The sequence below is a fragment of the Mycolicibacterium cosmeticum genome (assembly GCF_000613185.1).
Taxonomy (GTDB): Bacteria; Actinomycetota; Actinomycetes; order Mycobacteriales; family Mycobacteriaceae; genus Mycobacterium; species Mycobacterium cosmeticum.
Genome location: NZ_CCBB010000001.1, coordinates 2,099,340 through 2,114,025 on the forward strand (window position 1 = coordinate 2,099,340; position 14,686 = coordinate 2,114,025).

Below are 14,686 nucleotides of genomic sequence, written 5' to 3' on the forward strand. Positions count from 1 at the left end.
ACGACTATGGATTGATTGCGAAGAAAATATATTGCCAGCTAGGCAAGGAGGCCGGTGTCCGTCGGCAGCGTCGCGATCACGGCGTTCAACCGCGCCGCGTGCTCCTCGGAGGTGGCCAACAGCCTCCCGGCATCCCCGGCCAGGAAGGCCGCCAGCATGGCGCCGTGATCGGCGTGCAACTGGGCGCGGTCCTCGCGCCCGACATGCACCATGGACTGCACGGGTTCGGTGACATTCCACGCCGCTTCGAGCATGTGCAGCAGCCGGTGCATCCGCGACGGCCTCGTCAGCGCCGCATGGAAGGCGCGGCTGCCGCGGTGGTAGGCCACCCCGTCGCCGTCCCGAACCGCCTGTTCCAGAACGTCGTTGGCGGCGATCACCGCGGCCCGGTCGGCGTCGGTGGCGTTGGCGACGGCCGCCGCCAGCGACGCCGATTCCAGCGTCTCCCGCACGATGTACATCTCGCGCAACTCCTGGGCGGTCAGCAGCGCGACGGTGTAGCCGGCGTTGCGCCGTTGCCCCACCAGCCCCTCGCCGACCAGGGTCTTCAACGCCTCGCGCACCGGGATCTGGCTGACGCCGAACACCTCGGCCACCTCGGCCAGCGGGATGGGCGTCCCGGGCGGGACACCGCCGTCGAGGATGGCCCGGCGCAATTCACCCAGCACGGCCTGCTGCGAGGAGCCCGCACGGTCGGCCACCAGGTGGTCGAGCAGCGCCGATCGCCGTTGAGGCCGCATGAGCGCAGGGTAGGGCAGCGGTGTTGCGGCCCTGTTTCGTGCCGCTTACAGCGCGGCCGCCACGTCCCAGATCGGCTCCAGTGCCGCGATACCGGTCCGGACCAGCGGGCTCAGCACGATGTCGGTGGCCCCGGCGTCGCGGTAGCGCTGCAACTGGCGGGTCACCTGCGCCGCGGTGCCCACGGCGGCCAGTTCGGTGATCGAGTCGACGCCCTCGCGTTCGATGACCTTCGCGTACGACGGGATGGTGGCGTAGAACGCGAGGGCCTCGGCGGCGGCCGCCCGGCCATGCTCGACGTCGTCGGTCACCAGCACCGGCACCGCGGCGATCACCTTGGGTGCGGGCCGGCCGGCATCGGCGGCGGCCGCCGAGATGGTCGGCACGATGAACTCCTCCAGGGTGCGCGGGCCGGCCAGGTAGGGCAGGGTGCCATCGGCCAGCTCGCCGGTGACGCGTAACGCCTTGGGCCCCATGGCCGCAACGTAGACCGGCAGCGGTGAGCCACCCGCCACCGCGACCGGCCATTCCGGCGCCGCGGTGAACTGGTCACCGTGGAAATCGACGGTGCCGGTGTCGAGGATGGACCGCAGCACCTGCAGGTGCTCACGCAGCCGCCCCACGGTGTTCGGCCAGGCGGTGCCGAAGGCGGCCTGCTCTGGCGCGTGAGCGCCGAGCCCGAGGCTGAAGTTGCCGCCGGTGGCCGCCTGCGCGGTCTGCGCCTGCGCGGCGACGATCAGCGGGTGGCGCGGGTTGACGGGCACCACGAACGTGCCGACCCCCAGGCCCGGCACGGCGGCCCCGATGTAGCCGGCCAGCGAGATGGCGTCATGGTCGAACTGCTGGGCGATCCACAACTGGCGGACACCCGCGTCGTAGGCGCGGCGGGCCTGGTCGATGGCGTCGGCGACGTGGTTGGGGGCGGTACGGTCGGGATCGAGCACAACTCCGGTGGGCATATTGGCCACAACCAGCCGCCGGCGGCGGAGATTCCGTTCGGCTCAGGCTGAGTACTTGTCCGTCACCTGCTGGCGCAGGCTGTCCACGGCGGTGTCGAGGACGATCTTCTTGGCGCGCCGCATGATGAACTCGGGGATCGGCGCAGCGATGTCGATGATGATGTCGAAGCGGACCCGGGTGCGGTCGCCTTCGCGGGTGAGGTTGTATTCACCGTGCTGGCCGCGCTGGGTGAGGGTGTCCGCGGCGTCCCAGACCACCCAGTTCTCACCCCAGTGGTATTCGAGCAGCTCCTTGTCGGTGAAGCCCATGATCTTGAGCGTTGCCCGGACGTGGTGCGGGCGGCCGTCCGGATGCCGGTCGAGCACTTCGGTTTCCCGGTGCAGCGACGACCACGACGGGACCGCGTCGATATCGGCGATAGCGTCCAGTATCTCCTCGGGGAGGGCGTCGAAGACGACTTCCCGGGTTGCCCTGACGGCCATATCGGCAAATCTAATTCGCGATTCAGCCTCGTGCAACGCTTCCGAGGGCTAATTTTATCCGAAACGTAAGCGAATCGTCACCAAGCGATCCGGTCGATCGGGGTGGCGTTTTGTGGTGGCGCCCCGACCGGTCCCGCGGAGGTCCGGGAGAACCGTGGCGCCGGCGCGGCCTGGTCCACGCCGTGCGCGTCGACCAGGGTGGACCTGGCCCGCAGGTGCGCGTTGCTGGATGCTTGCGCCCAGGTCAGCACCGGGGTGACGCAGGCGTCGGTGCCGGCGAAGATCTCGGTCCACTCGGCGCGGGTGCGGGCGGCGAACCGGGCCGCGAAGATGGCGCGCATCTCGTCGTAGCGGTCGCGGTCGGACTGGGCCGGCACCTCGTCGGCGCGCAGCCCGAGACCGGTCAGCAGCTGGGCGAAGAACTGCGGTTCGATGGCGCCGACGGCCATGTACCCGCCGTCCGAAGTCTCGTACACCCGGTAGAACGGTGCGCCGCCGTCGAGCAGGAACGACTCGCGCTCGTCGCGCAGCGCGCCGGTGGCCGTCATGGTCCACATCATCTGTGCCAGCAGGCTGACCCCGTCGACCATCGCGGCGTCGATCACCTGCCCACGTCCGGATCGTTCCCGTTCGTAGAGCGCGGCGACGATGCCGACCACCGCCAGCATCGACCCGCCACCGAAATCGGCCACCAGGTTCAGCGGCGGCACCGGCGGCCGGTCCCGGTATCCGATGGCGCTCAGCGCTCCGGTCACCGACAGGTAGTTGATGTCGTGCCCGGCGGTCCGGGCCAGGGGGCCGTCCTGACCCCAGCCGGTGATGCGGGTGAAGATCAGCCGTGGGTTGCGCCGCGCGCACTCGTCGGGGCCGATGCCCAGGCGCTCGCAGGTGCCGGGCCGGAAACAGTCCAGCAGCACATCGGCTTTGGCGGCGAGGCTCAACAGCGCCTCCGGGTCGGCCTTCACGTCCAGGTCAACCACCCGCTTGCCGCGGTGCATCAGGTCGACGCTCTCGGGCGGCAGCTCCCGTTGACCGGGCCGCCGCACCCGCACCACATCGGCGCCCAGATCGGCCAGCATCATGCCGGCGTGGGGACCCGGTCCGATCCCGCCGAGTTCCAGGACGCGGACCCCGGACAACGGTCCCACTATCCGGATTTCTTGACCTTGTGCACTTGCTTGCGCAGCCCGTCGGTGGCGACCTCGAGCGCGCCCTTCATCACCTTCTTCAGCAGGAACCCCGGCAGCGGGATGGCCAGTTCGACGGTGATGTCGAACCGGACTTTCGTGTTGTCGCCCTGCGGGGTGAGCGTGTAACTGCACTGTTGCGCTTTGAGCTGGCCCGCTTTCAGCAGCACCCAGCTGACCTTGGCGGGTTCCCAGGTGTATTCGACGGTCAGTTCGTCGGTGATGCCGACGGTCTTGATGGTCTGTTTCACGATCCGGGGCCGGCCCTCGTCGTCGGTCTCGACGACCTCGGCCTTCTGGTACTGCGGCGACCATGTCGGGGTCGACTCGACGTCGGCGATCACGGCGAGGATGTCCTCCGGTGTCGCTTCGATGACCACTTCGCGGGAGTCACTGGTTGCCATGGGCTGACACTAACCACCGGGCGGCGTGCGGAGGCGGCAATTGACCGCCTCGATGTCGTGCAGAGTTCACCTACCGGTGGAAGCATCACCGGGGTGGCCGACTCCAAGCCAGACAACCCGCAGACCATCGCCTATCCCGCGCCGGGCGCCCGCCCCCATCGCCGGGACACCGATCCGCTCGAACCCCACGTCATCGTGCTGTTCGGGGCGACCGGTGACCTCGCCAAACGCAAACTCCTGCCCGGGATGGCGTACCTGGACCAGTCGGAACTGGCGCCCGACATCCAGGTGGTCGGTACCTCGCTGGAGGATCTCACCGACGACGAGTTCCGCGCGCTGGCCAAGGAGTCCATCGAACGGTTCGGCACGCACAAACTCACCGACGAGCAGTGGGCCAACTTCGCCAAGATCGTCACCTATGTACCGCAGGGCGCCGGGCCGGCGGCGCTGGCTTCGGCGGTCGCCGAGGCCGAGGCCCGGCTCGGCGGTAATGCCCAACGGCTGCATTATCTTTCGGTGCCACCCAAGGCCGCACGGGCGGTGATCACCATGTTGCGCGAGGCCGACCTGGTGGACCGCTCCCGCGTCGTGATGGAAAAACCGTTCGGCACCGACCTGGCCAGCGCGGTGGCGCTCAACGACTTCGTGCACGAGACCTTCAAGGAACGCCAGGTTTTCCGCATCGATCACTTCCTGGGCAAGGAAGCGGCGCAGAACATCCTGGCGTTCCGGTTCGCCAACGGGCTGTTCGAGCCGATCTGGAACCGCAACTTCATCGACCACATCCAGATCGACATCCCCGAGATGCTCGGCCTGGACGAGCGCGCCAATTTCTACGAGAGCACCGGCGCGTACAAGGACATGGTGGTCACCCACCTGTTCCAGGTGATGGCGTTCGTGGTGATGGAACCACCGACCGCGCTGGAGCCGCGGGCCATCAGCGAGGAGAAGAACAAGGTGTTCCGCTCCATGCTGCCCATCAAGTGCGCCGACGTGGTGCGCGGCCAGTTCGTCGGCTACCGCGAACTCGACGGGGTGGCACGCGATTCCGACACCGAGACGTTCATCGCGCTGAAGGTGGGTATCGACAACTGGCGCTGGGCCGGCGTGCCGATCTACCTGCGCACCGGCAAGAAGATGGCCGAGGGCATGCGGATCATCTCGATCGCCTTCAAGGAGGCACCGCGCACCATGTTCCCGGCCGGGTCCGGGGTCGGTTCGCAGGGGCCCGACCACCTGACCTTCGACCTGGCCGACAACTCGAAGGTGTCACTGTCGTTCTACGGCAAGCGTCCCGGCCCCGGCATGAAGCTGGACAAGATGTCCATGCAGTTCTCCACCCGGGAGATCGCCACCGGTGGCGACGTGCTGGAAGCCTACGAGCGGCTGATCCTGGATGCCATGCGCGGTGACCACACCCTGTTCACCACCGCCGAGGGCATCGAATCCCTTTGGGAGCGTTCGGTGCAACTGCTGGAGGACCCGCCCCCGGCCAAGGTCTACCAGCCCGGCACCTGGGGCCCCAACGCCATCCACCAATTGATCGCGCCGAACGCATGGCGGTTGCCGTTCGAGCGGGCGTGGCGGGAGAACAACAACCACACGTGACCGGCTACCGTCCCGGTGGCACCAACATCGACTGCCACGTCCGGTTACCCGGATTAGCCAGATCACCCTGGGTGTAGCGGCGGCCGTCGGGGCCGATGTAGTCCCCGGTGGCCGGGTCGTAGGGGAAGGCCAGCACCGGCGGTGGAGTCGGCGCCGGACTCGGCGCAGCCTGGGCGGCGCCCTCCGGGGTGGACAGCGGCGGCGTCCCCGGCGGGTACTGCGGCACGCTCTGCCCGGACAGCGTCGCGTTCGGGTCGCCCTTCCAGTTGTAGCCCTCGTTCAGCGGGACGTAATCCTCGTCGCTCTCGCACATCTCCACCGTCGGAGCCCGCTTCCACGGCTTCGTCTCGCACGGGATGTTGCGTGCACCACGGACATTCAGGTCCGAATCCTGTGGCACCCGGCAGTACAGCTCACCGGCGGTGCGGTCCGGGTAGTCCTGCTCCGACGGCGCCCGCTGCTGGCGTACCGGGAGGAAGCCGGTGTTGCACGGGGGCGGCAGGTTCAGGTTGAGGTTGAAGTCGAGATAGATACCGTTGTAAGCCTGTTTCACCCCGGAGTCCGCGACGGCGATCGCCGACATGACGGCGGTGCCGTGCGGGAACAACACCAGCAACTGCTCGATGTCGTTGCGGTAGGTCACCGCGATATCGCCGAGGCTGACCAGGTTGGCCAGCAGCACCGGCAGCGCGGGCGCCACCCGGTCGAACAGCCGCCGGCCCTCGTCCAGCGTGGGGCCGCCCTGAGTCAGCAGATCGGCGAAGGCCCGATCCTGGGCCTTGAACTGCCCGAACAGTGATGCGGTGTGCGCGGCCCACGTCTGGATCGAATCCGCGGTCTGGACTTGGGAATCCAGCACCGGGGGCGCCTCGTCGATGAGCCGGCCGAGCTGGTCGGTGGATTTGCCGCCCTCGATGGCCAGCGCGGTCGAGCCGTCCACGATGCGGGAGAGTTCGGGCCCCAGCCCGCCGACGGCCTTGGCGGCCTCGTCGACGACGGTCTTCAGGTTGTCCTGCGGAATGGCTTGCAGGGCACGGTTGGTGGCGTCCAGTAGGGCGCCGATGTCGGGCGGCACCGACACCTTGCCGACGGGAATGACATCACCGTCGCGCAGCGCGGGGCCACCGTCGGCGCCCGGGACGAGTTCGACGAACTGCTCCCCGACGGCTGAGCGGCTGTGCACGGCCGCCGACACGTCGGCGGGCACCGGGGTGGAGGTCTTCAGGGTCAGGGTCGCCCGCACACCGTCCTTGGTGACCCCGATACCGGTGACCCGGCCTACCTCGTCTCCGCGGTAGGTGACCACCGAACTCTCGTACAACCCTCCCGAGGTCGGCAGGTCCAGCGACACCGTGTAGCGGCCGTAACCCAGCAGTGCGGGCACGTTCACGATGCCGAAGGCCATGACTCCCACCGAGATCACGGTGACGGCGGCCAGGATCGCCAGCTGGATCCAGACCTTGCGGTGCAGGCGCAGCATGCTCAGTACCCCCCGAAGTGGTAGGGCGCGATGAGCGGATTGCCTGCGGTGTAGGGGCTGGGCATCTGCCCGATGGTGCGGCCCCATTGCATCTCGAGCTCGGTGAGGTCACCCTCCCAGCGGGTTCCGGTGAAGATGCTGCTGTCCAGCCGGCTCAGCGTCAGGTCGAGCACCAGGGTGATATTGGCGAAATCCCCGCGGAACCATTTGGACAGGTTGCTTTTCACCCACGGGTAGGTGGACAGGAAGTCCAGCCCTTTGGTCAGCGACGGCCCCGCGTCGGCCAGCGAGCGCAGCACCGGACCGATATTGCGCAGATTGTTCACCAGCGCCTCTTTGCTCTGGGTGACCGTCGAATTGGCGACGGCGCTGAACTTACCCAGCCCGTCGATCGCATCGGCCAGCTTGGTGCGGGTGTCGGCGAGGACGGCCAGCGCCTGCGGCAGCGTGGTCAGTGCCTTGTCGACGGTCCGGTCGTTGGCGGCGAACTGGCCGGCCAGCGAGTTGAGATGCTCTGTGGCGGTGATGATGTCATCGGTCTGCGCGTTGACTCCGGTGATGAAGGTATCCAGCTGGGTGAGCAGGCTGCGCATATCGGCCTCGCGACCGGCCAGCGCCTTGGCGAAGGTCTGGTTGATCTCCTGCAACTCCCCCAGCCCGCCACCGTTGAGCAGGATGGACACCGAGGCCAGCGTCTGCTCGGTGGTCGGGTAGGTGGCGGCCCGGGACAGCGGTATCAGCGATCCGTCGTGCAATTGTCCTTGCGGCGCTTCGTCGGTGGGTGGAGCCAGTTCGATGTGCATGGAGCCCAGCAGGCTGGTCTGGCCGACCTTGGCGGTGCTGTTGGCGGGCAGGTGCACATCCCCGTTGATGCGCATGGTGACCAGGGCGTGCCAGTCCTGCACCTCGATCTTGGTGACGTTGCCGACGTTGACGTCGGCGACCCGGACCCGGGTGTTCTGCTGGATGACGACGACGTCGGGCAGCTGTGCCTGGATGGTGTAAGAACCGTCACCGCCGCCCTCGGTGCCGGGCAGGCTCAGCGAATTCAGGCCGCGCCATTGGCATCCCGGGATCATCGCCACGCAGGCCAGCAACAGCGCGGCCAGCACCGACCGCGTCATGGGGTGGGCACCATCAGGCCGGGCAGCCCGGCCGCGGGATCGGGCGTCGTCGCCGGTGGCGCCTCGGCCGCCAGCACCTGCATCGGGTCCGGCGGCGGCTGGGGCGGTGGCGGGAGCAGCGGATCACCCGGCGGCCGTAGCCGGTCCTCGCTGTAGGTGATCTCGTTCGGCCGCGCCATGGTGCCCACGAACGGGTTGCCGCCGATCGGGAAGAAGTTCATCTGCCGGTTCTTCACGATGGGCGCCAGGTATTGCACGCACAGTTTCGAGGATTGTTCGAAGTTCAGCCGGGACGCGGCTTGCACGGCGCTGCAGAGGAACTGGACGGTGTTGGCGAAGTTGACCGGCGCCAGGATGCCGGTGATCGCGCTCTGGGCGGGTTGGTAGATGTTGACGAAGTTCTGGAACACCGTCGGCGCGATGTGCAGTACCTGCTTGATGTCGGTACGGCTGTCGTTGAGTGCGGTGGTGATCTGGTTGAAGTGGTCGAAGGTGGTGCCCAGGGATTCCCGGTTCTCCGCGACGAAGCCGCGCAGGTCGCCGACCGCGGCGTCCAGGCTGCCGGTGGCGTCGGCGACTTCGTCGGGGGTGTTCGTCAGCACGGTGCTGACCTGGGCGAAGTTCTGGTTGAAGGCGGCCAGCAGATCGCTGCTGGAGGTCAGCGCCGACACCAACAGCTGCATATTGCGCACGGTGCTGAAGATGTCGGTGCTGTGGTCGCCGAGCGCCGAAAGTGCCTGGGACAGCTTGATCACCGTGTCGTGGGCGGTGTCGCCCTCGCCGCGCAGGTTCTCCGCGGTGCTGTTGATGAGCTCGCCGACGGAGTTGGGGCCGCCGGGGGTTTGTGGCTGCAGGGACGCGGTGAGCTTTTCCAGCTGTTGGCGGAAATCGTCCCATTCCACCGGGACGGCGGTGCGGTCTTGCGGGATGGCGGCTCCCGCAGCCAGTTTCGGTCCGCCGTCGTAGGCGGGCACCAGTTGGATGGCGCGGGCGCTGACCAGTGACGGCGACAGGATGGCCGCTTTCACGTCGGCGGGCACCGGGTACTGCGCGTCGACGGAGAAGGTCACCTTGGTGGTGTGCGGTTGCGGTTCGATCTTGTCGACGGTGCCGACGGCCACGCCGAGGATGCGCACCTCGTCGCCGGTGTAGAGGCCGTTGGCGTTGGCGAAGTACGCGATGAAGGTGTCCTTGGCGACGTGTTTCCACCAGGGGGTGGCCACCACCGAGATCCCGGCGGCCAGGATGACCACCAGGGCCGCTGCCGTCAGCAGGCGTGCGTGACCTCTCATGGTTGGCCTCCGGGCTCGCCGGGGGCGGGGACGTACACCGGGGTGGGGCCGGTGTACGGCACCGGGCCGACGATCCCCGGTGGTGCCGGGGCCGGCGGTCCGGGCGGTGGTCCGCCGGGCGCCGGCGCGGGCAGCGGTTCCCGGTAGGGATAGCGCGGATCTCCGGGGTTGCCCGTGATGGCGTCGGGCAGGGTGAGATTCGGTTCGCCGCCTTGACCGGTGCGCGGGTAGGGCACCGGCAGCGCGGGGGTGCCCGGCTGCCCGATCGCGGGGTCGACCAGTTCCGAGGGTAGTTTGACGTTCGGGTCCAGGCCGAGGTCGGAGAACGCGGCGTCGATGAACGGCTGGACGAATTGGCCGGGCAGCAGGTTCACCAGGGACGCCTTGAAGTACGGTCCCGACCCGAGCACCTCGCCGAAGGACATCGCGTACCGGCGGAACAGCGTCACGGTGCGCTGCAGTTCCTTCTTGCGGTTGTCCAGGATGGACAGCACGCCGTTGAGTTTGTCGAGTGCGGGTTTGAGGGCGGCCTTGTTGTCGGCGACCAGCCCGGAGATCTGCTGCGCCACCGCGGTCAGGTTGGTCATGAAACCGTCCACCGCGTCGCGTTGGGCCACCAGTTCGGCCAGCAGCGCGTTGGCATTGACCACCAGGCCGGCGATCTGGTCGCTGCGCTTGGCCAGCACCGCGGTGACCTTGTTGGCGTTGCCAAGCAGGTTGCGCAGCTGCGCGTCACGCGCGTTGAGGGTGTCGGAGAATTGCGCGACACCGTCCAGGGCGAGTTTGAGGTCGGCCGGCGTCTGCTTGAAGGTGTCGGCCAATGTGGTGAGCGCCGAGGACAATTGGGTGGTGTCCAGGCCGCTGATGGCGGTGGTCAGGTCGCCGAGCGCGCTCGGCAGGTCGTAGGGCGAGGTGGTGCGCTCCAGCGGGATGGTGCCGGTCAGCGTGCCGTCGCCGCGCGGGGTGACCTCCAGCATCTTGGTGCCGAGCACGGTCTCGGTCTTGATCGCGGCCTCGGTGCGGTCACCGAGGCCGACGCCGTCCTTGACGGTGAAATCCACGCGGACCTTGGTGCCTTCCAGATGGATGTCGGACACCCGCCCGACCGACAGGCCCGAGACGCGCACATCGCTGCCGGGTTTGATGCCGCCGGCCTCGGCGAAGTAGGCCGAATAATCGGAGGTGCCTTTGATGAACGGCAGCCGGTCATAGGAGAACGCGGCGACGACCACCAGCGCGACGATGACGGTGCCGACGACACCGACGGTGATCCGGTTGCGCTCGGCGAGGGGTGTGAAGGTGGGTTTCTTCAGCTTCATCATCGTCCCCCGTCGCTGCGCTCGCCCCGTTCGGGTGTGCACCGTCCCGTGTCCTGGCCGGCGAGTTTGATGAACACCGGTTGGCCGCCTTTGCCGTTGACCTTGAGGATGGCGTCACACAGGTAGAAGCCGAAGTAGTCGCCGTAGAGCCCGTTGCGGGCCAGGATCTGGTAAGCGTCGGGCAGTGTCTTCACCAGATCGTCGACGTAGGCATGGTCGGCCTCGATCTGGCCGGACACCCGATCAGTCTGCACCACGGCCTCTTTCAGTGGCGGTCGCATGTCGGTGAACAGATCGGCGATGGTGGCCGTCGCGGCGCTGATGTGCGCGACACCGTGCGCGATGTCGGTTCTGCGGTCCGACAAGCCCTGGACCAACTCCGAGAGCTTGTCCAGCCCTGCCGAGAACTGTTCGTCCCGTGCGGCGAAGGTGCCCAGCACCGTATTGAGATTGGTGATCACCTGACCGATCAGCTGATCGCGCCCGGCCAGCGTGGTCGTCAGCGCGGAGGTTTGCGCCAGCACCGACGAGATGGTCCCGCCCTGGCCCTGGAACACCTTGAGCAGTTCCCCGGACAGCGCGTTGACCTGGTCGGGATCCAGTGCCCGGAACAGTGGGCGGAATCCACCGATGAGGGCGTCGACGTCGAGGGCGGGTGAGGTGCGTTCCTTGGGGATGGTCTCGCCGGGGGTCAGCCGGCGCACCGATCCGGCGCCCTCCTCCAGGGCCAGATACCGGTCACCGATCAGGTTTTCGTAGCGCACCGCCGCGGTGGTGCCCTCGGTAAGGGTCAGGTTCTTGTCGATGGCGAAGTCGACGTGCACGGTGCCGTCCTTCTGCAGTGTCATCGAGCCGACCTTGCCGACCTCGACGCCGGCGATGCGGACGAAGTTGCCTTCTTTGAGCCCGGACACGTTGGTGAACACGGCGTGGAAGGTGGCGCGGGAATCGAACCGGAACTGCCCGAACACCGTCAACAGCACGAACAGGAAGACCAGGCACATGGCGGTGAACAGCGCCACGCGTATCACCGTGCCGGCGATGCTGGCTCGTCGCATGAGATGTCCTAGGGATTCGGGGTTTCGGGTGCCGGAGGTGGTGGCGGACCGGGTGCGAACTGGGGTGGGAAGGGCCCGGGGGCGGGCGGGCCGTTGTACCGGATGCTGGGTGGCTCCGGCACCGCCCGGGTGACCGGCAAGTAGTTGGCCCAGCCCGGGAAACCGATACCCGGGTTGGTCCGGATATCCGGTCCGGTGCCGAATCCGGTGTCGGTGACCAGGTATTTGACCGGGAAGTTCTTGCTGACGTCGGGAAGCGAGCCGCAGCCGGGTTTACCGCCGGGTCCGCCCTTGGCGTTGACGATGGGCAGGTTGTCCGGGAAGCGGTAGGGATCGTCGCCGGCGAGCATCGCGGCGTCCATGATGACGGATTTACCGTTGCCGCCCATGGCATCCCGGCCGCCGTGCTCCAGGAACCACTGTGCGCCCTGGAACAGGCAGGTGTAGGTGGGCGAGTACTTCAGCAGCAGGTTGGTGGTGGGGTCCAGGATGTTCATGGCGCGCACCAGGTTTGTCTGGTTGCCGCCGACGGTGTCGATACCGGAGCGGGCGAATCCGATCGCGGACAGCAGCAGGGTGTCCAGCGCCTGGGCGTTCGTGGTGATGGTGGTGCTGGTGGTTGCGGCCGAGTCGAGGATCGACAGGATGTCCTGGGCGGCGGCGGAGTAGGCGGCGGTGGTCTGGCCGAAGAGCTGCCAGTCGCGCTGGACGGTGGGCATCCGCGGGTTCACGGTCAGCAGCAGGTTGTTGGCCGAGGTGATGGCCTCGCCGATGCGGTCCCCCTTGCCGCGCAACGATTGTGCGACGGCCGACAGCACCGAGTTGAGCTTCGCCGGGTCGATGGCGTGCACCACCGACTGCAGGTTCTCGAAGACGGTGTTCACCTCGACGGTGACGTTGCGGGACTGCAGCACCGCGCCGGAGCGCAGCGGCTGGGAGCTGGGGTCGTCCGGGATGATCAGGTCGACGTATTTGGCGCCGAAGGCGGTGCTGGACTTGATCTCTGCTTCGACGTTGCTGGGCAGGTAGGCGAACGGCCCGGGGTCGAGCTTGAGGTCCAAAGCGGCGAGCCCGTCGTGCGTGCCGATGGCCCCGACCTCGCCGATCTGGATCCCGCGCAGTTTGACCTTGGCGCCGTTCTCCATCACCAGGCCGGCCCGGTCGGATACCAGGGTGACCGGCACGAAGGAACGCAGTGTCCCGTTGAACAGCAGGGCGGTCAGTGCGATCAGTGCCCCGATCACGACGAAGAGGATGGGCGCGTACCAGATCGGGTCGATCTTCTCGCGGCGGGCGCTGTCGGTCATGCGGCCTAGCCCGACAGGTGGAAGTTGCCCGACTGGCCGTAGACGGACAGTGTGATGGTGAGCAGGACGAATACCGTTGCGGTGACCGAGGTTCGCACCGCCCGACCGACGGCCTCCCCCACGCCCGCCGGGCCGCCGGAGGCGGTGAAGCCGTAGTAGGTGTGCACCACCATGACCGCGGCCGCCATGGACAGCGCGGCGACGAACGACCACACCAGGTCCATCGGCCGCAGGAAGGTGGAGAAGTAGTGCTGGTAGACGCCGTTGGACTGGCCATAGATGACGGTGGTGCCGAATTGGGTGGCCAGGAACGACATCAGCACGGCCACGGTGTAGAGCGGGATGACCACGACGACCCCGGCGACGATGCGGGTGGACACCAGATAGGTGATGGCCCGGATGCCCATGACCTCCAGGGCGTCGATCTCCTCGTTGATCCGCATGGCGCCCAGCTGTGCGGTGGCGCCGGCGCCGATGGTGGCGGCCAGGGCGACCCCCGCGGTGGCGGGGGCGATGAACCGGACGTTGAGGAAGGCGGACAGGAAGCCCGTCAGCGCCTCGATGCCGACATTGGACAAGGTGTTGTAGCCCTGCACCGCGATGAGGGCACCGGTGGACAGGGTGAGGAAGCCGATGATGACGACGGTGCCGCCGATGACGGCCAGCGCGCCGGTGCCCATACCCATGACGGCGATGAGCCGCAGCACCTCGCCGGGGTAGCGCCGAACGGCGTCGCCGATGAAGGCCAGTGACTGGCCGTAGAAGGCCGTCTGCTCCCCCAGGGTCCGCAGCCGGTCGACGACGGTGCGTCTGGTGGCGGTGGAGTCGGTCATTACGGCGCCACCTTGACGCCCAGTGCTGTCGCCAGGATGTTGATCAGGAACAGGGCCATGAAGGCGAACACCACCGTCTCGTTGACGGCGTTGCCGACACCGGTCGGGCCGCCGCCCACGGAAAGGCCCTTGTAGCAGGCGATCAGCCCGGCCGACAGGCCGAACAGCAGGGCCTTCACCAGCGACACGATCACCTGGGGCAGCCCGGTCAGCAGGGTGAGGCCGGCGACGAAGGCACCGGGGGTGACGTGCTGGACGTAGACCACGAAGATGTAGCTGCCGGTGAGCCCGACGACGGCGACCACCGAGTACAACATCAACGCCACGAAGGTGGCGGCGATGACGCGGGGAACCACTAGGGCCTGAATGGGATTGACGCCGATCACCTTCATCGCGTCGATCTCCTCGCGGATGGTGCGGGCGCCCAGGTCGGCGCACATCGCGGTGGCTCCGGCCCCGGAGACGACGATGGCGGTGACGACCGGCCCGACCTGGGTCACCGAGGCCAGTGCCGCCCCCGCCCCGGAGAGGTCGCCCGCGCCGATTTCCAGCAGCACGATGTTGAGGGTGAAGACGATCAGCACGGTGTAGGGGATGGACAGCATGATGGTCGGGAAGATGGACACCCGGGCGACGAACGAGATCTGTTCGAACAGTTCCCGCCAGGCGAACGGCCGTCGGAACGTGTGGGTGAGAGTCTCCGCGGACAGCACGACGAACTCGCCCACGGCATCCATGGACTTGCTCAGCTGCGCCGACCCGCTCATCGCGCGGACGTTAAGGCCGCACAAGTTAGCTGTCAAAAGCAGTAATCGGAGGAACGTCGACGTCAATATCGAATTTTGCAGGTGGGTTTCACGGGAACGGTTTTGCTCAGGCTGATTCCATCTCATC

Annotated in this window: 14 protein-coding genes; 1 reads left to right on the forward strand and 13 read right to left on the reverse strand. The window is 67.6% G+C overall.

Annotated elements, in window-relative coordinates; all coding sequences use genetic code 11:
* Window positions 1–38 precede the first annotated feature (38 nt).
* The 5 genes from BN977_RS10035 to BN977_RS10055 form a co-directional block, all read right to left on the reverse strand.
* The gene (locus tag BN977_RS10035) at window positions 39–740 is read right to left on the reverse strand and encodes a GntR family transcriptional regulator (protein WP_024449988.1); all 702 of its coding nucleotides are present in this window, start codon (window positions 738–740) and stop codon (window positions 39–41) included.
* Between the two features lie 45 nt (window positions 741–785).
* Window positions 786–1,697: a TIGR03564 family F420-dependent LLM class oxidoreductase gene (locus BN977_RS10040; protein WP_036398838.1), complete on the reverse strand. Its 912-nt coding sequence runs from the start codon at window positions 1,695–1,697 to the stop codon at window positions 786–788.
* Window positions 1,698–1,739: 42 nt separating this feature from the next.
* Window positions 1,740–2,180 (reverse strand): SRPBCC family protein, encoded by a 441-nt coding sequence (locus tag BN977_RS10045; RefSeq protein WP_024449990.1) that lies wholly within the window; start codon window positions 2,178–2,180, stop codon window positions 1,740–1,742.
* Window positions 2,181–2,257: 77 nt separating this feature from the next.
* Window positions 2,258–3,337 (reverse strand): CaiB/BaiF CoA transferase family protein, encoded by a 1,080-nt coding sequence (locus tag BN977_RS10050; protein ID WP_036398840.1) that lies wholly within the window; start codon window positions 3,335–3,337, stop codon window positions 2,258–2,260.
* Complete coding sequence (locus tag BN977_RS10055; RefSeq protein WP_036397415.1) at window positions 3,328–3,771, reverse strand: SRPBCC family protein; 444 nt, start codon at window positions 3,769–3,771, stop codon at window positions 3,328–3,330. Before BN977_RS10055 ends, BN977_RS10050 begins: the two co-directional genes overlap by 10 nt.
* Window positions 3,772–3,864: 93 nt before the next feature.
* On the opposite strand from BN977_RS10055, the gene zwf reads away from it, so the two are divergent.
* On the forward strand, window positions 3,865–5,379 hold the full coding sequence (gene zwf / locus BN977_RS10060; protein ID WP_036397417.1) for a glucose-6-phosphate dehydrogenase: 1,515 nt from the start codon (window positions 3,865–3,867) through the stop codon (window positions 5,377–5,379).
* A gap of 4 nt (window positions 5,380–5,383) precedes the next feature.
* Here the strand turns inward: zwf and BN977_RS10065 are convergent, their stop codons facing one another.
* The 8 genes from BN977_RS10065 to BN977_RS10100 are packed head-to-tail and all read right to left on the reverse strand — an operon-like array spanning window position 5,384 to window position 14,559.
* A complete protein-coding gene (locus BN977_RS10065) occupies window positions 5,384–6,859 on the reverse strand; it encodes an MCE family protein (protein WP_036397418.1) in 1,476 nt (491 codons plus the stop codon).
* 2 nt (window positions 6,860–6,861) lie between these two features.
* Complete coding sequence (locus tag BN977_RS10070) at window positions 6,862–7,983, reverse strand: MCE family protein (protein WP_036397419.1); 1,122 nt, start codon at window positions 7,981–7,983, stop codon at window positions 6,862–6,864.
* The gene (locus BN977_RS10075) at window positions 7,980–9,275 is read right to left on the reverse strand and encodes an MCE family protein (RefSeq protein WP_036397420.1); all 1,296 of its coding nucleotides are present in this window, start codon (window positions 9,273–9,275) and stop codon (window positions 7,980–7,982) included. Before BN977_RS10075 ends, BN977_RS10070 begins: the two co-directional genes overlap by 4 nt.
* Window positions 9,272–10,597 carry an MCE family protein gene (locus tag BN977_RS10080; protein WP_234709535.1) on the reverse strand — a complete coding sequence of 442 codons (1,326 nt, stop codon included), beginning with the start codon at window positions 10,595–10,597 and terminating at the stop codon, window positions 9,272–9,274. The genes BN977_RS10075 and BN977_RS10080 overlap by 4 nt, the downstream gene beginning before the upstream one ends.
* Window positions 10,594–11,652, reverse strand: a complete 1,059-nt coding sequence (locus BN977_RS10085) for an MCE family protein (protein WP_036397422.1) — start codon at window positions 11,650–11,652, stop codon at window positions 10,594–10,596. Before BN977_RS10085 ends, BN977_RS10080 begins: the two co-directional genes overlap by 4 nt.
* A gap of 8 nt (window positions 11,653–11,660) precedes the next feature.
* Window positions 11,661–12,959, reverse strand: coding sequence for an MCE family protein (locus tag BN977_RS10090; protein WP_051561236.1), 1,299 nt, complete (start codon window positions 12,957–12,959; stop codon window positions 11,661–11,663).
* A 5-nt stretch (window positions 12,960–12,964) separates the two neighbouring features.
* A complete protein-coding gene (locus BN977_RS10095; RefSeq protein WP_036397423.1) occupies window positions 12,965–13,792 on the reverse strand; it encodes an ABC transporter permease in 828 nt (275 codons plus the stop codon).
* Window positions 13,792–14,559 carry an MlaE family ABC transporter permease gene (locus BN977_RS10100; protein WP_036397424.1) on the reverse strand — a complete coding sequence of 256 codons (768 nt, stop codon included), beginning with the start codon at window positions 14,557–14,559 and terminating at the stop codon, window positions 13,792–13,794. The genes BN977_RS10095 and BN977_RS10100 overlap by 1 nt, the downstream gene beginning before the upstream one ends.
* Window positions 14,560–14,686: the final 127 nt, after the last annotated feature.